This window comes from Pseudescherichia vulneris (assembly GCF_902164725.1).
Classification (GTDB): domain Bacteria; phylum Pseudomonadota; class Gammaproteobacteria; order Enterobacterales; family Enterobacteriaceae; genus Pseudescherichia; species Pseudescherichia vulneris.
Genome location: NZ_LR607338.1, coordinates 835,472 through 859,103 on the forward strand (window position 1 = coordinate 835,472; position 23,632 = coordinate 859,103).

15 protein-coding genes are annotated in these 23,632 nt (G+C 59.7%); 11 read left to right on the plus strand and 4 right to left on the minus strand.

Features of this window, described 5'->3' with window-relative positions; translation table 11 throughout:
* Window positions 1–61 precede the first annotated feature (61 nt).
* From bcsG to bcsE, 3 genes are read right to left on the minus strand one after another with little or no spacing between them, the layout of a single operon-like run.
* Window positions 62–1,741 carry a cellulose biosynthesis protein BcsG gene (bcsG, locus tag FN633_RS03380; RefSeq protein ID WP_154056736.1) on the minus strand — a complete coding sequence of 560 codons (1,680 nt, stop codon included), beginning with the start codon at window positions 1,739–1,741 and terminating at the stop codon, window positions 62–64.
* Complete coding sequence (gene bcsF, locus FN633_RS03385; protein WP_154056737.1) at window positions 1,734–1,931, minus strand: cellulose biosynthesis protein BcsF; 198 nt, start codon at window positions 1,929–1,931, stop codon at window positions 1,734–1,736. The genes bcsG and bcsF overlap by 8 nt, the downstream gene beginning before the upstream one ends.
* Entirely contained in the window at window positions 1,928–3,487 is a 1,560-nt protein-coding gene (bcsE, locus tag FN633_RS03390) for a cellulose biosynthesis c-di-GMP-binding protein BcsE (protein WP_154056738.1), read from the minus strand. Before bcsE ends, bcsF begins: the two co-directional genes overlap by 4 nt.
* 168 nt (window positions 3,488–3,655) lie before the next feature.
* Here bcsE and bcsR point away from each other — a divergent pair, with 168 nt between their 5' ends.
* The 9 genes from bcsR (at window position 3,656) to FN633_RS03435 (ending at window position 19,487) form a co-directional block, all read left to right on the plus strand.
* Window positions 3,656–3,844, plus strand: a complete 189-nt coding sequence (gene bcsR, locus FN633_RS03395; protein WP_072015291.1) for a cellulose biosynthesis protein BcsR — start codon at window positions 3,656–3,658, stop codon at window positions 3,842–3,844.
* Window positions 3,845–3,862: 18 nt separating this feature from the next.
* Window positions 3,863–4,630, plus strand: a complete 768-nt coding sequence (bcsQ, locus tag FN633_RS03400) for a cellulose biosynthesis protein BcsQ (RefSeq protein WP_154056739.1) — start codon at window positions 3,863–3,865, stop codon at window positions 4,628–4,630.
* A complete protein-coding gene (gene bcsA, locus FN633_RS03405) occupies window positions 4,627–7,245 on the plus strand; it encodes a UDP-forming cellulose synthase catalytic subunit (RefSeq protein WP_154056740.1) in 2,619 nt (872 codons plus the stop codon). The genes bcsQ and bcsA overlap by 4 nt, the downstream gene beginning before the upstream one ends.
* A 13-nt stretch (window positions 7,246–7,258) precedes the next feature.
* Window positions 7,259–9,625 carry a cellulose biosynthesis cyclic di-GMP-binding regulatory protein BcsB gene (bcsB, locus tag FN633_RS03410; RefSeq protein ID WP_154056741.1) on the plus strand — a complete coding sequence of 789 codons (2,367 nt, stop codon included), beginning with the start codon at window positions 7,259–7,261 and terminating at the stop codon, window positions 9,623–9,625.
* A 3-nt stretch (window positions 9,626–9,628) separates the two neighbouring features.
* Entirely contained in the window at window positions 9,629–10,732 is a 1,104-nt protein-coding gene (gene bcsZ, locus FN633_RS03415) for a cellulose synthase complex periplasmic endoglucanase BcsZ (protein ID WP_154056742.1), read from the plus strand.
* Window positions 10,720–14,247, plus strand: coding sequence for a cellulose synthase complex outer membrane protein BcsC (bcsC, locus tag FN633_RS03420; protein WP_154056743.1), 3,528 nt, complete (start codon window positions 10,720–10,722; stop codon window positions 14,245–14,247). Before bcsZ ends, bcsC begins: the two co-directional genes overlap by 13 nt.
* Before the next feature lie 113 nt (window positions 14,248–14,360).
* On the plus strand, window positions 14,361–16,367 hold the full coding sequence (hmsP, locus tag FN633_RS03425; protein ID WP_208673942.1) for a biofilm formation regulator HmsP: 2,007 nt from the start codon (window positions 14,361–14,363) through the stop codon (window positions 16,365–16,367).
* A 156-nt stretch (window positions 16,368–16,523) separates the two neighbouring features.
* On the plus strand, window positions 16,524–17,810 hold the full coding sequence (locus FN633_RS03430) for a dicarboxylate/amino acid:cation symporter (RefSeq protein ID WP_154056745.1): 1,287 nt from the start codon (window positions 16,524–16,526) through the stop codon (window positions 17,808–17,810).
* Window positions 17,811–17,996: 186 nt separating this feature from the next.
* A complete protein-coding gene (locus tag FN633_RS03435; protein ID WP_154056746.1) occupies window positions 17,997–19,487 on the plus strand; it encodes a M16 family metallopeptidase in 1,491 nt (496 codons plus the stop codon).
* 56 nt (window positions 19,488–19,543) lie between these two features.
* Here the strand turns inward: FN633_RS03435 and kdgK are convergent, their stop codons facing one another.
* Window positions 19,544–20,473, minus strand: coding sequence for a 2-dehydro-3-deoxygluconokinase (kdgK, locus tag FN633_RS03440; RefSeq protein ID WP_208673945.1), 930 nt, complete (start codon window positions 20,471–20,473; stop codon window positions 19,544–19,546).
* Window positions 20,474–20,708: 235 nt separating this feature from the next.
* Between kdgK and pdeH the strand changes: the two genes are divergently transcribed.
* Window positions 20,709–21,479, plus strand: coding sequence for a cyclic-guanylate-specific phosphodiesterase (gene pdeH, locus FN633_RS03445; RefSeq protein ID WP_154056748.1), 771 nt, complete (start codon window positions 20,709–20,711; stop codon window positions 21,477–21,479).
* Window positions 21,480–21,553: 74 nt separating this feature from the next.
* Window positions 21,554–23,614, plus strand: a complete 2,061-nt coding sequence (locus FN633_RS03450) for an AsmA family protein (RefSeq protein ID WP_154056749.1) — start codon at window positions 21,554–21,556, stop codon at window positions 23,612–23,614.
* Window positions 23,615–23,632: the final 18 nt, after the last annotated feature.

Genomic DNA, 23,632 nt, shown 5'->3' on the forward strand with positions numbered 1-23,632 from the left:
TCAATCGATATCGGCACCATCCGTAGGCCCGGCAAGCGATGCGCCGCCGGGCGTAGTGGCATTACTGCGGATACGGTACCCAATCCCCGCCGTTGAGACGCACGTACGGTTTGTTCTGGTACTGGATCACAATGGCGTTGGCGTTCTCTGACACCGGCGCCGTCTGCGGCAGGTTGCTGGTCAGACTTTCCCAGTTAACGGTGTCTTCGGTAAACAGCTTGCCGTCCACCGCACGGGCAACCAGATCCGATACCGCCAGGAAGCTGCTCGGCTGATCGATCACCACCGGCGCGCCCTCATGCGGGGCCTTCATACCGAAGAACTTGATCCCTGCCGGGACGTTGGTAATGGACGGGCTAGGGATATCGCGCAGGCCGGAGACCTGCATCTTGTCGCCCTGCAGCGCGCCACCGTGCTCCGGCACCATCACGACCATCACCCTACGGCCAGATTTCTCCAGCGTAGTGAAGAACGCATCCAGCTCATCAAACAGCTTCTGGGCACGCACCTTATAGTCCGCCGTTTTGCTCACGCCCGGGAAGTGGTTCCCGTCGTGCAGCGGCAGCAGGTTATAGAAGGTGGCCGTACGCTGATTCTCTTTGCCATCCTGCGACTGCATCCAGCGGTTGAGCACCGCCGTGTCGTCATACACCGGCGAACCGTCAAACGCCAGCAGGGCGGTGGGTAGACCGGTCTGATCCATCAGCGGAGCCTGCATGCCACCGTTATCACGCACCTCTTTCAGGAAGCCGCCGAAAATGCCGTTGTGGTCGAGCATAAACTGCTGCGAGAAGCCGAGCTGGGCCAGGTTATCAAACAGGTAGCACTGGTTGCCCGCCTGCTGATAGAGGTTTTTATGCGACGGCTGGCCGCAGCTGGCGCGCAGCAGGCGGATCGCCGCTGGACCGCTGTAGGAGGTTGCCGAGTTGAAGTGCTTAAACTGAATATCAAAGTGCGACCACAGCGGATGCGACATCAGGCCCGCCGCCTCAACGTCCGCCCACGACAGGGAACAGATGTTGATCACCAGCAGCTCAAACGGCTGGGCATCAGCAGGCAGCTGGGTCGGGAAGTGGATCTGACGCTTGGCTTCTGCGGTATAGAAGCTGTTCAGCCATGCGTCGAGGTTGGCCGTAGTTGGCGGTGCGGTCTGCGCGGGGATATCGCCAACGACCGGTTTATCTCCCGCTGCTGCGATAGTGGCCGCCGCGTTGCCGCCAGTGGTGGTGACGGTGCTAGTCGGCTGTCCCGCTGGCCACAGGGAGAAGGTCGGCCCAGTCAGGGTCAGCACGTTCAGCCAGACCATGATCGCCACCACAAAAACGGTGACGCGGATCCACTGTGCCAGGAAAAGCCAGGCCACCAGCAGAACAAAAATCCCGCCGATCATCTGCCAGTTAATAAAGCGCGTGACGAGATCCAGCAGATAGTCGGCGCTGAATCCGGCCACCTGCGATCCCTGGCTGAGCATGCTCTGCGGGCCGGGGAGCCAGGTGTCGTGCCAGAAGAGCGCAATACCGATGGGGATGGCGATCCAGTGGCGCACGCGGTGCACGCTACGCCGCGGGAGCGGAAGCAGCAGGAATGCCATAAACACCAGGTTTAACAGCGGGTGAAAGTTAAGGTAGCCTGCCCACAGCAAACCAAATTTCACCAGGAAATAGAAGTTCCAGCCGGCAAGGCCGCGCCAGTATTGCCACAGCGGTGAGGGCGTAGAGGCGTTAAGGGTTTGATTAGTCATCTTTTCGTTTTGCCTTGACGGTCGAAGCACTGCGCCATGTGCCAACCGGTTTTACATAGCGCGGTTTAATAAACAGCATGCGAAGCACGGCCTTGATGCGCCGAATAGAGTGGCGCGTCATATAGCCGAGAGGGAAAAAGATCAGGGCACACAGCACCACCAGCTGAATGATATCGCTTAACTGCATCATGATGTCTGCTCCGACGCCCCGCCGGGTAGCCGGTGCGGCTGCGGAATGCGCCGCCAGCTCTGGCCGTTATGCTCGGCGTTAAGAATGGGGTTGGGCCCATCGATTACCGGCAGCGGTTTACCCCACTTCTCCGGAACCAGGGCTCGCATCTGCACCAGCTCGGCGGCGATCTGGTTATCCTCAAACCACACTACGCGATTCGAGAAGATATCGGGGATGGGCAGCGGGAAGATATGGTTCAGGGCCGTATCCAGATCGTTGATCCGGCAGAAGGAGAGGAACAGCATCAGCCGATTATCACCGATGGTCATGATATCGCCCACGCGGTTAGGACGGCACAGGGTCAACGCCTGCTCCACACGGATGCCAGGCACCGGACGCAGCGCAACCAGCACGCCTTTGCCATCCGTCGGCAGCAGCGTATTGCTGAGCATATTGCTTACCGCGTCGCAGAAGGTATCCCACGTCTGGTACCCGCGCAGCTTAAGAGGCTGGGTCATGGTCAGCAGGGCGGCGATATCTTCCGGCACCGGACGGTTAAACTGTTGCCCCTGCACGCTCTCGATCAGCGTCAGGCAGCGGGAGAGGGGGGCGTTCCAGGGGATAACCATATTCGCCCCGCAGCCCAGCAGCAAACGCTCGTCAGTGGCGCGCAGGCTGGCGTTGTTCTCACGCACGATGATTTTCAGCGTGCTGCCGCGCTGACGGCGCAGGGTGTGGATGTGGCGGGCCAGCCCCTCAATCTGATTATTCTGCATCAGCGAGAAGATAATGGTCGCCGCCTGAGTGGTACGCGCCTCGCTAAACAGGGCTTCGTTATTATCAAACAGCGCCCAGTGTTCGGAAAGCGGCGGAGCGCCCTCTAATACCATTACGTTACTCAGGATACGTTTTTCATCGCTGCGCGGCTGCACCGATGCCTGCTCCTGCTGCGCTATTTTCCAGCTGCCGTTATTTTGCTCAACAATAAGCTGCTGGCGGGCGCTGACGCCTTTTTCGTTAAACCAGAAGGCAACGTCATAGAGATGTATATCGGCTTGGGTACGCAGGCTCGCCAGGCCAAAAAGTGAGCGATACTCACCCATCAAAAATGAGTATTGCTTATCATTATTGTTGCCGGGGTTAACTATCAGCAGTGTGCAGTCGTGATATTTTGTCCAGCCGTGTATTTTTTCCAGCCAGCCGCGCAAATTATCGGCGGATATATTTTGCCAGGCATTATTGGCGCAGAGTAAAACCAGAAAATAGTGTTGAGGGTCAATGGCGCTCAAGAGATCGCGGGTAAAAAAGTATAGGCCATCCTTATGATTAGGCATACTAAAAAGGTGGATTTTATCGGGGCCGTGATCGGCCTCTAAATTAATAATTTTATTAGGATCGCTACCCATAGTAATCAGCGCCACCCGGCTTTTTTTATGCTGGGCAGCAAGGGTATGATTGACCAGACTTATGGCATCCTCTTCGCGATCGGCGTTGACCCACCAGACTCCGCCAGACGGCATGTGGCTCAACTCATCCCATAATGACTGGATGCCAAGGGTAAATATGGGCTTCACGGTGTCTCTCTTAATCAAATTCGTCTGCACCTTAGTTTACTAGCGAAAGCCGAGAAATAAACCTAACATTGAAATTAAAGAGCATCACATTTAGCATGTAAATGAATTTTCAGCAGCACCCTGCGTTGCTACCGTTCGTCTGTTTTTCATCAATGAGATGCAGTAAAAATGTCTAATAAAGAGTTTACAAGCCAGACTGATTCAACGCTGGGTTATACCTTCCAAAATGACTTTCTGGTCTTAAGTCGGGTGTTTTCACTGCCAGATATTGATTACACCGATATATCCCAACGTGAACAGCTAGCTACAGCGATAAAACGCTGGCCGCTGCTCGCTGAGTTTGCCCGTCAACAATAATTAATAAGGAAGACGTGGATGGCTATTCTGGGTCTGCAAGGCATTCGCGGAGGCGTGGGGACCACATCGGTAACGGCTGCGTTAGGCTGGGCGCTACAGCTGTTAGGGGAGTCGGTGCTGATGATCGACGCCTCTCCAGATAACATGCTGCGCCTCTCGTTCAACGTGGAGTTTACCCACGCTGATGGCTGGGCACGGGCGCTGCTGGACGATAAAGCATGGCGCGATGCGGGCCAGCGCTACACCTCAAATCTCGATCTGCTGCCGTTTGGCCAGCTGACCGCCGGTGAACGGGAGAACGTTTATGCCCTGCACGATCGCTTTGCGCCGTTTACCGCGGCACTCCAGGCGCTGAAGGCCGAGGGGCACTACCAGTGGATCCTGCTCGACCTGCCCGCGGACTTTACGCCCCTGTCGCGGGAGCTGCTGGCGCAGTGCGACCATACCCTAACCGTGGTGAAGCCTGATACCAACTGCCACGTGCGTCTGCATCAGCAGGCATTGCCGTCCGGCACGCACCTGCTCATTAACGACCTGCGTATCGGCAGCCAGCTGCAGGACGATCTCTTCCAGGTGTGGCTCCAGAGCCAGCCCCGACTGCTGCCGATGGTGGTCCACCGTGATGAGGCGATGGTGGAGTGCCTGGCGGCGAAGCAGCCTGTGGGCGAATACCGCACTGACTCACTGGCGGCGGAGGAGATCCTGACCCTGGCCAACTGGTGCCTGCTGCACTGCGCCGGGCCGGATCGCTTGAACCGCGATCGCCATAGTGAGCCCGAGCTATGAGTCGCCTTGCCGCCTTGCTGCTGATCCCCCCGGTGAACGCCCGCCTGAGCGAGCGTTACCAGCTTTACCGGAGCCACGGCGCACCGGCGTTTAGCGCTGCCCTCGGCTGCCTGTGGGTTATCCTGGCCTGGCTGTTTATTCCGCTGGAGCACCCGCGCTGGCAGCAGTTTCGCGCCCGTCACGCGGAGTTTTATCCCCATATTCGTGCCGAGCGCCCGCGTCCGCTCGATCCGGCCCGCTACCTGCTGCAAACCCTCTGGCTGCTGGTCGGCGCACATAACGCGCCCTCTGCGCGGCCGCGCAAGAGCAAGCGCGCGCGCTTTACCCATTTCCGCAGCCGCTACCTCAACTGGCTGGACGCCCTGCCGACGAAGGTGAGCAGCCGGACAAGCCATATGGAAGGGGAGAAAGAGCTGGCGCACCTCAAGCCGATCGTGCGTCGTTTTATTATCGGCGTGATTGTTTTCTTCTCGCTGATCCTGGCGCTGCTCTGCATCACCCAGCCGTTTAACCCGTGGTCGCAGTTTATCTTCCTGCTGCTGTTGTGGGGCGTGGCCCTGCTGGTGCGCCGTATTCCAGGGCGCTTCTCGGCGTTAATGCTGATTGTCCTGTCGCTGACCGTCTCCTGCCGCTACATCTGGTGGCGCTACACCTCGACGCTCAACTGGAACGATCCGGTCAGCCTCGTGTGTGGCCTGGTGCTGCTGTTCGCCGAAACCTATGCGTGGATTGTGCTGGTGCTGGGCTACTTCCAGGTGGTGTGGCCGCTTAACCGTCAGCCAGTGTCGCTGCCAAAGGATATGTCCCTGTGGCCATCGGTGGATATCTTCGTGCCAACCTATAACGAAGATCTCAACGTGGTGAAAAACACCATCTACGCTGCGCTGGGTATCGACTGGCCGAAAGAGAAGCTGAAAATCTGGATCCTCGACGACGGTGGCCGCGAGACGTTTCGCCAGTTTGCCGAGACGGTCGGGGTAGAGTACGTCGCCCGTACTACCCACGAGCATGCGAAAGCAGGCAACATCAACAACGCGTTGCAGTATGCGAAAGGCGATTTTGTCTCGATCTTTGACTGCGACCACGTGCCGACGCGCTCGTTCCTGCAGCTGACCATGGGTTGGTTTATCAAAGACAAGAAGCTGGCGATGATGCAGACCCCGCATCACTTCTTCTCGCCGGATCCGTTCGAGCGTAACCTGGGCCGCTTCCGCCAGACGCCGAACGAAGGCACCCTGTTCTACGGCCTGGTGCAGGACGGCAACGACATGTGGGACGCCACCTTCTTCTGTGGCTCCTGTGCGGTGATCCGCCGTGGTCCGCTGGATGAGATTGGCGGCATTGCGGTAGAGACCGTGACCGAGGATGCCCACACCTCTCTGCGACTGCACCGTCGCGGCCATACCTCGGCCTATATGCGCATTCCGCAGGCGGCGGGGCTGGCGACCGAGAGCCTGTCGTCCCACATCGGACAGCGTATTCGCTGGGCGCGGGGCATGGTACAGATCTTCCGTCTCGATAACCCGCTGTTTGGTAAAGGGCTGAAGCTGGCGCAGCGGCTCTGCTACGTCAACGCCATGTTCCACTTCCTCTCCGGCGTGCCGCGGCTGATCTTCCTCACCGCGCCGCTGGCGTTTCTGCTGCTGCACGCCTATATCATCTACGCGCCGGCGCTGATGATCGCCCTGTTCGTGCTGCCGCACATGGTTCACGCCAGCCTGACCAACTCCAAAATTCAGGGTAAATACCGCCACTCGTTCTGGAGTGAAATCTACGAAACGGTGCTGGCCTGGTATATCGCCCGACCAACGATGGTGGCGCTCTTTAACCCCCACAAGGGCAAGTTTAACGTGACCTCGAAGGGCGGCCTCGTCGAGGAGGAGTATGTCGACTGGGTGATCTCCCGGCCCTACATCTTCCTTGTGCTGCTGAACATTGTCGGCGTGCTGGTGGGCATCTGGCGTTACTTCTACGGTCCGGAGACCGAGATGCTGACCGTGGTCGTGAGTATCGTCTGGGTCTTCTACAACCTGATCGTCCTGGGCGGTGCGGTGGCGGTATCGGTAGAGAGCAAGCAGGTGCGCCGGGCGCATCGCGTTGAGATCTCTATGCCAGCGGCCATTGCCCGCGACGATGGTCATCTCTTCTCCTGCACGGTGCACGACTTCTCTGACGGCGGGGTAGGGATCAAGATCAACGGCCAGTCGCAGGTGCTGGAGGGGCAGAAGGTTAATCTGCTGCTTAAGCGCGGCCAGCAGGAGTATGCCTTCCCGGCCCAGGTGGCGCGCGTCAACGGCAGGGAGGTGGGCCTGCAGCTGATGCCGCTGACCACCCGGCAGCATATCGATTTTGTTCAGTGTACCTTCGCCCGTGCGGATACCTGGGCGCTCTGGCAGGACAGCTTCCCGGAAGATAAGCCGCTGGAGAGCCTGCTGGATATTCTTAAGCTTGGCTTCCGTGGCTACCGTCACCTGGCTGAATTTGCTCCATCGTCCGTGAAAATGATTTTCCGGACGCTTACTTCCCTGATCTCCTGGGTTGTGTCGTTCATTCCCCGCCGACCTGCGCGGGGCATGGTGGTGCAGCAGCCGGATCCGGCTATGGCTCAACAATAATGATGATAATGCGATGAAAAGAAAACTTTCCTGGATTTGTGCAGTGGCGGTTGGGATGAGCGCATTCCCGTCGCTGGTCGCCCATGCAGCACCGGCCAATGCGATGGTTACCGTGCCTGCCGCACCCGAGACGCCTGCCGCGCAGGCCGCTGTGCCCGCTGCCGCCGCCGAACCGCAGGCCGTTGGCCAGGTGATGCCTGGCGTCACCGGTGCCAATGCGCCTATCGTTGCGGAGAATGCGCCGTCGCGGGAGGTGAAGCTCTCTTTCGCCCAGATCGCTCCGCCGCCGGGCAGCATGGTGCTGCGTGGCGTTCAGCCCGACGGCCAGATTGAGTTCGGCATGCGCAGCGACGAAGTGGTCTCGAAGGCGATGCTGAACCTGGAGTACACCCCGTCGCCGTCGCTGCTACCGGTGCAGTCGCAGCTGAAGGTCTATCTGAACGATGAGCTGATGGGCGTCCTGCCGGTCACCAAAGAGCAGTTGGGTAAAAAGACGCTGGCCCAGTTGGCTATCGACCCGCTCTATATCACCGACTTCAACCGGGTGCGGCTGGAGTTTGTAGGCCACTACCGCGACGTCTGCGAAAACCCGGCCAGCAGCACGCTGTGGATGGACGTCGGGCGCAGCAGCTCCCTGGAGATGACCTACCAGACCCTGCCACTGAAAAACGACCTGTCCCACTTCCCGGTGCCGTTCTATGATGCCCGTGATAACCGTCCGCTGGTGCTGCCGATGGTGTTTGCCGGTGCGCCCGCGCTGGCGCAGCAGCAGGCGGCGGGCATTGTCGCCTCCTTCTTTGGCTCACGCATGGGCTGGCGCGGTCAGAGCTTCCCGGTGATCTATAACGGCCTGCCGGATCGCAACGCCATTGTGTTTGCCACCAACGATAAGCGTCCGGATTTCCTGCGCGACGTGCCGCCGGTGAAGGCCCCGACGGTGGTGATGATGGATCACCCTCAGAATCCTTACGTGAAGCTGTTGGTTGTCCTTGGTCGCGACGATAAAGATCTGCTCCAGGCGGCCAAGGGTATTGCTCAGGGCAACGTGCTGTTCCGGGGCGATCGCGTAGAGGTGAACGACGTTAAGCCGCTGCTGGCGCGTAAGCCGTACGACGCGCCAAACTGGGTGCGTACCGACCGGGCGATCTCGTTTGGCGAACTGAAATCCTACGAGGAGCAGCTTCAGTCGGTAGGCCTTGAGCCGAACCCGATCAGCGTGTCGCTAAACCTGCCGCCGGATCTCTATCTGCTGCGCAGCACCGGCATCGATATGGATCTCAACTATCGCTACACCGCGCCGCCGACCAAAGACAGCTCGCGGATGGATATCAGCCTGAACAACCAGTTCCTGCAATCCTTCAGCCTCACCAGCAACCAGGATACCAACCGCCTGCTGCTGCGCCTGCCGGTTCTGCAGGGGCTGCTGGATGGCAAAACTGCCGTGACCATTCCGGCGCTGCAGCTGGGCGCGCTTAACCAGCTGCGCTTTGATTTCCAGTACATGAACCCGATGACAGGCGGCACCGTCGATAACTGCGTCACTTTCCAGCCGGTGCAGAACCGGGTGGTGATTGGCGATGACTCGACCATCGACTTCTCGAAGTACTACCACTTTATTGCGATGCCGGACCTGCGCGCCTTTGCTAATGCGGGCTTCCCGTTCAGCCGGATGGCGGACCTTGCCGACACCATCGTGGTGCTGCCCGCTAACCCGACCCAGGGCCAGCTGGCGACACTGCTGGACTCCATCGGCCAGCTTGGGGCGCAAACCGGCCTCCCGGCGGTTAACCTGACCCTGACCAACGACGGCAGCCAGATCCAGAACAAGGATGCAGACGTGCTGGTCATCGGCACCATTCCAGATAGCCTGAAGGATGACAAACGCATCGACCTGCTGGTGCAGGCGACGCAGAGCTGGGTGAAGACTCCGCAGCGCCAGACCACCTTCCCGTCTATCGTCCCGGATAACACCGATCGCCAGGCGAATGCCCAGACGGCGGTGACCTCCAGCGGCCCGATGGCGGCCATTGTCGGCTTCCAGTCGCCGTACAACGATCAGCGCAGCGTCATTGCCCTGCTGGCGGACAGCCCGCGCGGCTACGAGCTGCTGAACGAGGCGATGAACGACAGCGGCAAGCGTGCGGCGATGCATGGTTCCGTCACGGTGATCCGCGAGTCCGGCGTGAATGGTCTGCGGGTAGGGGATGTCTATTACGTCGGCCATCTGCCGTGGTTCGAGCGTATCTGGTATGCACTCTCTAACCACCCGGTGCTGCTGGCGGTGCTTGCTGCGGTGAGCGTCGTGCTGCTGGCCTGGGTACTGTGGCGTCTGCTGCGTATCATCAGCCGTCGCCGTCTCGACCCGCATGATGATGAGTAAGCCATGAAAACCTTACTGCGTGGCGCGATAGCGGCCACCCTGCTGCTGGCGGCGGCGAGTACGCACGCCGCCTGTAACTGGCCAGCCTGGGTGCAGTTTAAAAAAGATTACCTCAGCGACGGTGGCCGGGTGATCGATCCCAGCGATGCCCGGAAGATCACCACCTCCGAGGGGCAGAGCTACGGGCTGTTTTTCGCTCTCGCCGCCAACGACCGGCCTGGCTTTGACAAGATCTTAACCTGGACCGAGGATAACCTCGCCGAGGGCGATCTCGCGGCCCATCTTCCCGCCTGGCTGTGGGGCAAGAAGGGCGAGGAGGAGTGGGCCATACTGGATACCAACTCCGCCTCCGACGCCGATATCTGGATCGTCTGGTCGCTGTTTGAGGCCGGACGCCTGTGGAAAGAGCCGCGCTACACCGCGCTGGCCCAGGGGCTGCTCAAGCATATCGTCAGCGAAGAGGTGGTAAGCGTGCCGGGGCTGGGCTCTATGCTGCTGCCGGGTAAAATTGGCTTCGCCGAGAAAGAGAGCTGGCGCTTTAACCCCAGCTATCTGCCGCCGCAGGTGGCGCAGTATCTCACCCGCTTTGGCGCGCCCTGGACCACGCTGCGGGAGACTAACCTGCGGCTGCTGCTAGAGACCGCCCCTAAAGGGTTCTCTCCGGACTGGGTGAGCTATGAGAAAAATCGCGGCTGGAACCTGAAGCCCGAGAGCAAGCTGGTCTCCAGCTACGATGCCATCCGTGTCTACCTGTGGGTCGGCATGATGCACGACAGCGATCTGCAAAAAAATCGTCTGCTGGCGCGCCTTAAGCCAATGGCGGCGCTGACGGCGAAAAACGGCGTGCCGCCGGAGAAGGTCAACGTGACGACCGGAGCGGCCCAGGGCAACGGCGCGACGGGCTTCTCTGCCGCCCTGCTGCCGTTTATGCAAAACCGCGACGCACAGGCGGTGCTGCGCCAGCGCGTTGCCGATAGCCCGCCCGGCAGCGACGCCTATTACAGCTACGTGCTTACCCTCTTCGGACAGGGCTGGGATGAGCACCGTTTTCGTTTCACCTCCCAAGGTGAACTCCAACCTGACTGGGGCCAGGAATGCGCACGCTAACCCTACGCTTACTTGCTTTATCGCTGGGCATCGCGCTGATGCCAAAGACGTATGCGGCCCCGACAGCCCAGCAGCAACAGCTGCTGGAGCAGGTTCGGCTCGGGGAATCCACCCGACGTGAGGATCTGGTGCGCCAGTCGCTCTACCGGCTGGAACTTATCGATCCCAATAATCCTGAGGTGATTGCCGCCCGCCAGCGCTATCTGCTGCGCCAGGGCGACACCGCAGGCGCGCAGCAGCAGCTCGATCGGCTTGCCCAGCTCGCGCCCGACTCGGCGGCCTACCGCGAAGCGCAAAGCGCAATGACGCTCTCTACCGCGCAAGGGCGGCAGGGATTGCAGGAGGCGCGGCTGCTGGCGACGACCGGCCACACGGCGGAAGCCATCGCGGTCTACGACAAGCTGTTGCAGGGTAATCCTCCGGAGAGCGATCTCGCTGCCGAGTACTGGACGCTGGTAGCGAAGGTTCCGGAGCGGCGTAATCAGGCCATTACTCAGTTGAAAAGCGCCAACAGCCGTTATCCCGGCAACCCGCAGATGCAAAACTCGCTGGCGCAGCTGCTGTTTGCCAACGGGCGCAGCGACGAAGGCTATACCGTCCTGCGGCAGATGGCGAAGTCGGGCACCACCCGTGAAGCGGCGGCGGCCATCTGGTATCAACAGATTCAAAACATGCCGGTGAGTGATGCCAGCGTGCAGGCGCTGCAACAGTTCCTGAATGAGTTTAGCAGCGGCGATACGGTGGATACCGCCCGAGCGACGCTGGCGAAACAGCAGCAGCAGCTGGCCGATCCGGCGTTTCGCGCCCGCTCCCGTGGACTGGCTGCGGTGGATGCCGGACAGGGCGGGCAGGCTATCGCCTCGCTGCAGCAGGCGCTGAGCGCCGACCAGAACGACGCTGAAACCACCGGGGCGCTCGGCCAGGCCTATTCGCAAAAGGGCGATCGCGCCCGGGCCGTTCCCCTGCTCGAAAAAGCCATTGCCCTTGCGCCGCAGAGCAGCAACCGCAGCAAGTGGGACAGCCTCCTGCAAACTAACCGCTACTGGCTGCTGATCCAGCAGGGTGACGCCGCGCTGAAGGCCAATAACCCCGCGCAGGCGGAACGACTTTACCAGCAGGCGCGCGCGGTGGATAACACCGACAGCTACGCGGTGCTGGGGCTGGGAGACGCTGCCGTGGCCCGCAAGGACAGCGCCGCTGGCGAACGCTACTATCAGCAGGCGCTGCGCATGGACAGCGGCAACAGCAACGCGATTCGCGGTCTGGCTAATCTTTACCGCGAGCAGTCGCCGGAAAAAGCCTCCGCCTGGATTGCCTCCCTGCCAGCCAGCCAGCGCCGCAGCGTGGATGATATTGAGCGCAGCCTTGCCAACGACCGGCTGGCGCAGCAGGCTGAAACCCTGGAGAACCAGGGTCGTTGGGCGCAGGCGGCAGAAATTCAGCGCCGTCGGCTGGCGAGCGATCCGGACAGCGTCTGGATCGCCTACCGCCTCTCCCGCGATCTGTGGAGCGCCGGACAGCATGCCGAGGCCGACGCGCAGATGCGCGATCTGGTGCGCCGCCAGCCTAACGAGCCCACCCAGGTTTACGCCTACAGCCTCTATCTCTCCGGCAACGACCAGGATCGTGCCGCGCTGGCGCACCTTAACACCCTGCCGCGCAGCAAATGGGACAGCAATATGCAGGAGCTGGCGAGCCGACTTGAGGGCAACCAGCTGCTGGAGAGCGCTAACCGCCTGCGCGACAGCGGCAAGGAGTCTGAGGCCGAAGCCCTGCTTAAGCAGCAGCCCACCTCCACGCGCATCGACCTTACTCTTGCAGACTGGGCGCAGCAGCGCGGGGATTACGCGGCTGCCCGAACTGGGTACGAGACCGTGCTGGCCCGTGAACCGGCCAACGCCGATGCTCGCCTGAGCCTGGTAGAGGTGGCGATTGCCGAGGGCAATCCGCTTGCAGCGCGCCAGCAGCTGGCGGCGATGAACGAGATGCCGCAGGCCGAGCCGCCGTCTATCAACATGCAGCGCCGAATGGCGCAGGTGCGGGCGCAGCTGGGGGACAGAGACCTGGCCCAGCGCACCTACGACACCATCGTGCCCGAGGCGAAGACCCTGCCGCCGTCGCAGGATAGTGCCCTGGTGCTGCGTGACTACGCCCGCTTCCAGCAGGCTAACGGTCAGCCGCAGCCTGCGCTGGAGAGCTATAGCCAGGCGATGGTCGCGGCAGGTATTGCAGCGACGCCCGCCCGGGACAACGACACCTTTACCCGCCAGACGCGTAACGATGCCAGCGATGACTGGCTGAAGCGCGGCCTGCGCAGCGACGCGGCCGATCTCTATCGCCAGCAGGATCTGAACGTTACGCTGGCGCATGACTACTGGGGATCGAGCGGCACCGGCGGCTACTCCGATCTGAAAGCCAACACCACCATGCTGCAGGCCGATGCGCCGCTTGCCGATGGCCGGATGTTCTTCCGTACCGACTACGTCAATATGAACGCGGGCTCGTTCGCCACCGATGAAGAGGGGCTGTACGATCCCAACTGGGGCACCTGCGGCCAGCTTAGCTGCGTTAACGGCGATAAGAGCCAGTCTGATGGTGGCGCGAGCATTGCGGTCGGCTGGCGCAACGACACCTGGGCAGGCGATATCGGCACCACGCCGATGGGCTTCCGGGTGTTGGATATCGTCGGCGGCCTGAGCTACAGCAACGATCTCGGCCCGGTAGGCTATACGCTGGACGTGCATCGGCGACCGATCTCCAGCTCCCTGCTGGCCTTCGGCGGCCAGAAAGATGCCTCCAGCTACTATCACGATCCAGATGATGAGGATAACGATCGCGGCGGCACCGGCAAGACCTGGGGCGGCGTCCGGTCAACCGGCGGCGGGGTGAGCCTGAGCTATGACCAGGGCGAAGCGAACGGCGTCTGGGCGAGCCTGAGCGCTGACTCGCTCACCGGCAAGAACGTAGACGACAACTGGCGCGTGCGCTGGATGTCGGGCTACTACTACAAGCTGATTAACGAAGATAACCGTCGTCTTACCGTCGGCCTGAACAACATGCTCTGGCACTATGAGAAGGATCTCAGCGGCTACACCCTGGGCCAGGGGGGCTACTACAGCCCGCAGAAATATCTCTCGTTTGCCGTGCCGGTAACGTGGCGTCAAAGAACGGAGAACTGGTCGTGGGAGCTGGGCGGCTCGGTCTCCTGGTCGCACTCGGCCACCCGCACCCAGGCCACCTATCCCAAGCTAAACCTGATCCCGGACACCTATCGCGAGCGGGCGGCGGAGGAGAAAGAGTTTGGATCGAAAAGTAACGGCTTTGGCTATACGGCGCGCGCCCTGCTTGAACGCCGCATAACCTCTAACTGGTCCGTTGGCGCGGCTATCGATATTCAGCAGGCAGAGGATTATACCCCAAGCCACGGCATGCTCTACGTCCGCTACTCCCAGGGGGGCTGGCAGGGCGATATGGACTCGCCGCCGCGGCCGCTGACGCCTCACGCAGACTGGTAACGCACAAGGCTCTCTATCCCGGTCTTAATCTGCTGTCAGAATCGAGTATACTCTGACAGCAGGCAGGTAGCCGTCGGTTACTTTTGCGGACACGGAGTATTTGGAGAGTCAATTTGCGCGTTAGCCGTTCGTTAACTATTAAACAGATGGCGATGGTCTCGATCGTCGCCATGGTGTTTATTTTTCTTTTTTGTGTGATTTTGCTGTTCCACTTTGTGCAGCAGAATCGCTACAACACTGGCACGCAGATGGAGAGCATCGCGCGCTCGGTGCGTGAGCCGCTGTCCGCTGCCATCCTGAAGGGCGACATCGCCGATGCGGAGGCGATCCTTAAACGCATCCAGCCTGCGGGCGTGGTCAGCCGGGCGGACGTCGTCTTGCCGAACCAGTTCCAGGCTCTGCGCATGAGTTTTATTCCCGAGCGGCCGGTTCCGGTAACCATCACCCGGCTGTTTGAGCTGCCGGTGCAGATCTCCCTGCCTATCTACTCTCTGGAGCGTCCGACCAACCCTCAGCCTCTGGCCTACCTGGTGCTGCAGGCGGACTCGTTCCGCATGTACAAGTTCGTAATGAGCACCGTTTCGACGTTAGTCACCACTTACTTACTTTTAGTGCTGATCATGACCGTGGCGCTGACCTGGTGCATTAGCCGACTGATTATCCGCCCGCTGCGCAAGATCGCCCGCGAGCTAAACGACCTGTCGCCGCAGGATCAGCTCGGCCATCAGTTAGCGCTGCCCCGCCACCATCATGACGATGAGATCGGCATGCTGGTGCGCGGCTATAACCGCAACCAGCAGATGGTGCTGCGCCAGCATGAAGAGCTGAACAGCCAGGCGACGCGCTTTCCTGGCTCGGATCTGCCCAACAAAGCCTTTATGATGGCGCTGCTGGAGCAGACCGTGGCCCGGCAAAAACCCATCGCGCTGATGGTGATCGCCTGTGAAACCCTCCAGGATACGGCGGGCGTGCTGAAAGAGAGCCAGCGCGAAATGCTACTCCTGACGCTAGTAGAGAAAATGAAGTCGGTGCTGGCTCCACGCATGGTGCTGGCACAGGCGAGCCTGGACACCTTTGTTATTATCGGCCACGGCGCGAGCGAGCCGTGGCACGCCATTACACTGGGTCAGCAAGTGCTCACTGTTATTAATGAGCGCCTGCCGGTGCAGGGCATTCAGCTACGCCCGAGCGCCAGCATCGGTATCGCCATGTTCTATGGCGACGTGACGGCGGAGCAGCTCTACCGTCGGGCTATCTCGGCGGCGCTCTCTGCCCGCCGCAAAGGCAAAAACCAGATCCAGTTCTTTGACCCAGAGCAGATGGCGACGGCACAGAAGCGGCTAACGGAAGAGAGCGATATCTTAAACGCGCTGGATAACCACCAGTTTGCTATCTGGCTTCAGCCGCAGGTCAACCTCGCCACCGGGGAGGTGGTCAGCGCCGAGGCCCTGCTGCGCCAGCAGCAGCCGGACGGTAGCTGGGCGCTGCCGGAGGGACTTATCGACAGTGTTGAGTCCTGCGGGCTGATGATTGTTGTCGGCCAGTGGGTGCTGGAGGAGTCCTGCCGCCAGCTCGCGGCCTGGCAGGCGCGAGGCATTATGCTGCCGCTGTCGGTGAATCTCTCGGCGCTGCAGCTGATGCACCAGGATATGGTTGGGGACCTGCTGGCGCTGCTGGAGCGCTACCAGATTGCGCCCGGCACCCTGATCCTTGAAGTAACCGAAAGCCGCCGTATTGACGATCCGCACGCGGCGGTGGCAATTCTCCGTCCGCTGCGCAACGCCGGAGTACGTATTGCGCTGGATGACTTTGGCATGGGCTATGCGGGCCTGCTTCAGCTCCAGCATATGAAGTCCCTGCCGGTAGACGTGCTGAAAATCGACAAAATTTTTGTTGATGGCCTGCCGGAAGACAGCAGCATGGTCTCGTCAATAATCCATATGGCCCGCAGTCTCGATCTGCATGTTATTGCTGAAGGCGTTGAGAGCGAGGCGCAGCGCGCGTGGCTTCAGGAGGCGGGCGTGGAAATGGCCCAGGGCTATCTGTTTGGCCGTGCGGTAGCGCCGGAGGCGTTCGAGCAGCAGCATAATCTTCCCCGTCTGGTTGACGGCAGCGCGTAGCAATCATTGCACTTGTGCGAGCCAGCTCAAATTTCTTAACATTTGTGTTTCAAATTTAGAGTAAGTTTATTTCTGCGATGTTGTTGGGGTGTTATTTTAAGACCGCAGGCGACCTAACCCTACAATGCCTGTGGTTTTTAATTCAAGGACACCTCTATGAAAGCCTCACTCTTTAAAAGCCTCTACTTTCAGGTGCTGACCGCCATCGCTATCGGGATCTTGCTCGGTCACTTCTACCCTGAACTCGGCGCACAGATGAAGCCGCTTGGCGACGCCTTTGTGAAGCTAATTAAAATGATTATCGCCCCTGTGATCTTTTGTACGGTGGTGACCGGCATCGCAGGCATGGAAAGCATGAAAGCGGTGGGCCGCACCGGCGCGGTGGCGCTGCTCTACTTTGAAGTGGTCAGCACCCTGGCGCTGATCATCGGCCTGATTATCGTCAACGTGGTGCAGCCGGGCGCAGGCATGAACGTGGATGTCGCGACCCTGGATACCAAAGCGATAGCGGTTTACGCTTCGCAGGCAGAGCAGCAGGGCACCATCGCCTTCCTGATGGATGTGATCCCCTCCAGCGTTATCGGCGCGTTTGCCAGCGGCAATATTCTCCAGGTGCTGCTGTTTGCCGTGCTGTTCGGCTTTGCTCTCCATCGCCTCGGCCACAAAGGCCAGCTGATCTTTAACGTGATCGAGAGCTTCTCCCTGGTCATCTTCGGCATCATCAATATGATCATGCGCCTCGCCCCCATCGGCGCATTTGGGGCCATGGCCTTTACCATCGGTAAATATGGCGTGGGTACCCTGGTGCAGCTCGGACAGCTGATCATCTGCTTCTACGCCACCTGTATTCTGTTTATCGTGGTGGTACTGGGAAGCATTGCTCGCGCTACCGGCTTCAGCATCTTCAAGTTTATCCGCTATATTCGCGAAGAGCTGCTGATCGTGCTGGGCACCTCGTCGTCCGAATCGGCCCTGCCACGCATGCTGGATAAGATGGAGAGGCTCGGCTGTCGCAAATCCGTCGTTGGGCTGGTTATTCCCACCGGCTACTCCTTTAACCTCGACGGCACCTCCATCTATCTGACGATGGCGGCAGTGTTTATCGCCCAGGCCACCAACAGCCATATGGATATTATCCATCAGATTACGCTTTTGGTGGTGCTGCTGCTCTCCTCGAAAGGGGCGGCGGGCGTTACCGGCAGCGGCTTTATCGTGCTGGCGGCGACCCTCTCAGCGGTGGGACATCTGCCGGTGGCGGGGCTGGCGCTGATCCTCGGCATCGATCGCTTTATGTCCGAGGCGCGGGCGCTGACTAACCTGATCGGCAACGGTGTGGCGACTATCGTAGTAGCAAAATGGGTGAAAGAGCTCGACCATAAACAGCTGAAAGATACCCTTAATAACCGTGCGCCAGACGGCAAAACGGGCGAAATCTCCTCATAATCTGCTGACTTATGCCCGTTGTCCCTTGTAGGGGCGCGGGCACCTGCGCATAATTACCCCCTATTTTTTACTTCCCGGTGTGACGTTTTGCTTTTTTGGCTGTCTAACACGGAGTGTTAAAACTTCATTTTAGGCGGCCTGGGTTGCAGGCGGTCTTTTAACCAGGAATGTTGATCAGGGGTTTACATGCAGGGCACAAAAATTCGACTCATAGCTGGCGGCTTGCTAATGATGGCAGCCAGTTACGTGCAGGCAGATGCGCTCCAGCCCGACCCGGCATGGCAACAGGGGACACTGGCAAACGGTTTTCAGTGGCAGGTGTTAAGTACGCCGCAGCGCCCCAGCGATCGGGTTGAGATCCGCCTGCTGGTGAATACCGGTTCGCTAACGGAGAGTACCCAGCAGAGCGGCTTTAGCCACTTTATTCCACGTATCGCCCTGTCCCACAGCGGCAGCCTTGAGCCAGCGCAGGTGCGCGCGCTCTGGCAGCAGGGCATCGATCCCAAGCGCCCGCTTCCTCCGGCGCTGGTCTCTTATGACTTCACGCTGTTTAATCTCAGCCTGCCCAATAACCGCAGCGACCTGCTGAAAGAGGCGCTGGTCTACCTCTCGGACATTACCGGCAAGCTCACCGTGACGCCGGAAACGGTAAACCACGCCCTGAACAGCGACGATATGGTGGCAACCTGGCCGCCAGAAACCAAAGATAACTGGTGGCGCTACCGCCTGAAAGGATCGTCCCTGCTGGGGCACGATCCCGCCTCGCCGCTGAAGAAGCCGGTCGATCCGGCTCAGCTCAAGGCGTTCTACCAGAAGTGGTATACCCCGGACGCGATGACGCTGATTGTGGTGGGTAATATCGACAGCCGCGCCGTTGGCGAGCAGATCAATAAAACCTTTGGCGATCTGAAGGGGAAACGCGAGACGCCTGCCCCGGTGCCGACGCTCTCGCCGCTGCCGCGCGAGCCGGTGAGCATCATGACCGACGCCGTACGCCAGGATCGGCTCTCGCTGATGTGGGACGTGCCGTGGCAGCCGATTCGTGAATCCGCCGCGCTGGAGCGCTACTGGCGTGCAGACGTCGCCCGCGAGGCACTGTTCTGGCATCTCCAGCAGACCCTTACCAAAAATAACGCCAAAGATATTGGCCTCGGCTTCGACTGCCGGGTGCTGTTCCAGCGTGCGCAGTGCGCCATTAACGTCGACTCCGCGCCCGATAAGCTCAGCGCCAATCTGGCGATGATTGCCCGCGAACTGAAGAAGGTGCGCGATAACGGTCTGTCAGAGGATGAATTTAACGCCCTGATCGCCCAGAAGAAGCTGGAGCTGCAACGGCTCTTCACGACCTATGCGCGCACCGATACCGACGTGCTGATCAGCCAGCGTATGCGCTCTCTGCAAAATCAGGTGGTGGATATCGCCCCAGAGCAGTACCAGAGGCTGCGCCAGAACTTCCTCAACGGCCTGACGACCGAGATGCTGAACCAGAGCCTGCGCCAGCAGCTGACCCAAGATCAGTCGCTGGTGCTGCTGCAGCCGAAAGGCGAGCCGGAGTTTAATATGAAGGAGCTGCAGGCCACCTGGGACCAGGTGATGAATGCCGAAACGTCTGCCCTTGTGCCTGCCACTGATGAGGTGCATCAGGACGTGACGGATATTCCTCCCGCTCAGCAGTAGCGCCGTGCGGTTTAACCGGCCCGCTGCCAGCGGCAGGGGCCGGAAACGCTCGTCGATCAGTTCGGCATTGCCTCGCGGGGAATAATCGCCCCACGATACTGGATCACGGTGCTGGCGGTCAGGTGACCGCGCTGCGCCGCCGCCTCGGCATCGCCACCGGTCAGGCGTACGGCCAGGTAGCCCGCGCTAAAGGAGTCCCCCGCCGCGGTCGTATCAATAACTTTCTCTTTCGGCAGCTTCACCGCCGGCACGTCAATCACCGCTTCACCGGCAATCGCCACCAGGCAGGAGTCCGCTCCGCGCTTCACCACCACTTCGCTGACGCCAGCGGCGTGGGTGCGGGCAATCACCTCTTCTACAGGCTTCTCGCCCCACAGCGCATCCTCGTCGTCCAGGGTCAGGAAGGCGATATCGGTACAGGTTAGCATCTGCTGGTAGACCTGCTGGGTCTCCTCTTTGCTGGCCCACAGGCGCGGACGGTAGTTGTTATCGAAAATCACCTTGCCGCCGTTGGCGCGGCACTCGCGCAGCAGGGATAGCAGCTTGTCGCGGCTGGCCGGGCTCAGAATGGCCAGACTGATACCGCTCAGGTAGAGATAGTCAAAGGTGGCCAGCTCTTCGCAGATGGCGGCGGCCTGCTCGCTCTCCAGCCAGAATTTAGCTGCGGCTTCGTTGCGCCAGTAGTAGAAGGTGCGCTCGCCGGTGCTGTCGGTTTCGATGTAGTAGAGACCCGGCAGGCGATTTTCCATGCGCTGGGTGAGGGTGGTATCGACGCTTTCGCTCTGCCAGGCATCCAGCATCTGCTGGCTAAAATTATCCGTCCCCAGCGCCGTAACGTAGTGTACGGTCAGCGCAGCCGGATCGACCTGGCGGGCAACATAAACGGAGGTATTTAAGGTATCGCCACCAAAGCCACGGTTCACCTCTGTGCCTTTCTGTGACAGCTCAATCATGCATTCGCCAATGACGGCAATTTTCCTGGACATAGTCATCAACCTGAGTCGGATAAATATTGGGGGTAGTGTGCGTTGCGCATGCTGCGTGGTCAATCATATTAAAACAACGTTCCAATAAATTTTTGAGCTAGCGCGTGTTAAGTGCAAATTCCCTTTACAGAATTTTATTTTGCTGCCTGATTGAACATAAAGTTCTCACCCGCCGCGCCGATAACTCATAGACGAGTTCCGCCAGGTCACTCACTCTATTACAGGACATCTGACAATGAAGTTGAAGCAGGTTATCCAGCGGCTAAGCATTCCGGAGGCGAGCATCGAAAGCCTGGAAGAGCGGCGCTACTGGCTGCAATGTGAACGTGCCTACACTTACCAGCCCATCTATCGCGTAGATGGCAGCCTGATGGCAATCGAAGTCTTAACCATTGTTACGCACCCGGATAATCCATCCCAGCGTATTGCGCCTGACCGCTACTTTGCGGAGGTGGCGGTCCGTCAGCGTCTGGACGTCATGCTGGAGCAGATCAACCTCCTCGCCCAGCAAAACGACTTTTTTGTGCAGAATAACGTGCTCGCCTCGGTCAACGTCGATGGCCCAACGCTGCTGTCGATGCGCCAGAACCCGCAGATGATGGCCCTGGTTGAGACGCTGCCGTGGCTGCGCTTCGAACTGGTTGAGCATATTCGCTTACCGGAGGACTCCTCCTTCGCCTCGATCTGTGAGATAGGCCCGCTGTGGCTGGACGACTTCGGTACCGGGATGGCGAACTTCTCTGCGCTGAGCGAAGTACGCTACGACTACATCAAAGTGGCCCGCGAGCTGTTTATCATGCTGCGTAAGACGCCGGAAGGGCGCAACTTGTTCACGCTGCTGCTACAGCTGATGAATCGTTACTGTCAGGGCGTGATTGTGGAAGGCGTAGAAACGCTGGAGGAGTGGCACGACGTACAGGCCTCACCGGCCTTTGCCGCACAGGGCTATTTCCTCTCTCGCCCCGCCCCGCTGGAAAGCCTCGAAAACGTTATTCTCGCTCTATAACATCAGGTTGCACTCCTTTCTCTCAGGCTCAGCTATCTTTATGACAGGCAAGGCAAGAATGGAAGGATGCAAGCATGACAAGAACAAGTAAGGTAATCACTGCCGTCTTGGGAACGATTTTGTTGCTGATCGTGGTGGCCATCATCATTATCGCGACGTTTGACTGGAACCGTCTTAAACCCACTATTAATGAGAAGGTCTCCACCGAGCTGAATCGTCCCTTTGCAATACGCGGTGATTTAGGCGTGGTCTGGGAGCGGCAGAAGCAGGAGACCGGCTGGCGCAGCTGGGTGCCCTGGCCGCACGTGCATGCCGAGGATGTAATCCTTGGCAACCCGCCCGATATCCCTGAGATCACCATGGTACACCTGCCACGGGTTGAAGCTACTCTGGCCCCACTGGCGCTGTTGACCAAGACCGTGTACCTGCCGTGGGTCAAGTTTGAGAAGCCGGACGCACGGCTGATCCGCCTCTCAGAAAAAACCAACAACTGGACCTTTAACCTGGCAGGCAGCGACGAACCGAAAGATAAGGACGCGCCGCCGTCGGCCTGGTCTTTCCGCCTCGATAATATTCTTTTTGATCAGGGCCGCGTGGCGGTCGATGACAAGGTCAGCAAGGCCGACGTTGAGATCCTGATCGATCCGCTTGGCAAGCCGCTGCCGTTTAGTGAAGTTACGGGTAGCGATAAAGAGAAGAACACCAAGGTAGGCGACTATGTGTTTGGCCTGAAGGCCAAAGGGCGCTACAACGGTCAGCAGGTGACCGGCACGGGTAAAATTGGCGGCATGCTAGCGCTGCGTAGCGAAGGCACGCCGTTCCCGGTGCAGGCTGACTTCCGCTCGGGTAATACCCGCGTGGCCTTCGCCGGTACGGTGAGCGATCCGATGAAGATGGGCGGGGTCGACCTGAAGCTGAAGTTTGCCGGTAACTCGCTGGGTGAGCTGTACGATCTCACCGGTGTGCTGCTGCCGGATACGCCGCCGTTTGAAACCGACGGTCGGCTGGTGGCAAAGATCGATGCTGAAAAATCCTCCGTCTATGACTACCGTGGCTTTAACGGCCGCATCGGCGACAGCGATATTCATGGCTCCCTGACCTACACCACCGGTAAGCCTCGACCCAAACTGGAAGGCGATCTTGAGTCGCGCCAACTGCGTCTGGCGGACTTAGGCCCGCTGATTGGTGTCGACTCCGGCAAAGGGGCTGAGAAGTCCAAGCAGTCCGAGGAGAAGAAGGGCGAGAAGACCAATCAGCCCGCAGGCAAAGTGCTGCCGTACGATCGTTTCGAAACCGACAAGTGGGATACGATGGATGCCGACGTGCGCTTCAAAGGGCGGCGTATTGAGCACGGTAGCTCTCTGCCGATCAGCGATCTCTCGACCCATATCATCCTGAAAAATGCCGACCTGCGCCTCCAGCCGCTGAAGTTTGGCCTGGCGGGAGGGACTATCTCTTCCAATATTCATCTTGAAGGGGATAAGAAGCCGATGCAGGGGCGGGCGGACATCCAGGCCCGTCGACTGAAGCTGAAAGAGCTGATGCCGAACGTAGAGCTGATGCAGAAAACCATTGGTGAGATGAACGGCGATGCGGATTTCCGCGGGACGGGTAACTCCATTGCCGCGCTGCTCGGCACCAGCAACGGCAATCTGAAACTGCTGATGAACGACGGCGTGGTTAGCCGCAACCTGATGGAGATCCTCGGCCTTAACGTCGGGAACTTTATCGTTGGGCAGATTTTCGGTGACGATGAGGCGCGGGTCAACTGCGCCGCCGCGAACCTGAACCTGGTCAACGGTGTGGCGCGTCCGCAGATCTTCGCCTTCGATACCGAGAACGCGATCATCAACGTCACCGGGACCGCCAGCTTCGCCTCAGAGCAGCTTGATTTAACCATCAATCCAGAGAGTAAGGGGATCCGTATCGTAACCCTGCGCTCGCCGCTCTACGTGCGTGGCAGCTTCAAGGACCCACAGGCAGGCGTGAAGGCTGGCCCGCTGATCGCCCGCGGCGCGGTGGCGGCAGCCCTGGCAACGCTGGTAACGCCGGCCGCAGCGCTGCTGGCGCTCATCTCCCCGTCAGAAGGCCAGGAGAACCAGTGCCGGAACATTCTGGCGCAGATGAAGAAGTAAGTGACAATGGAATTGCCG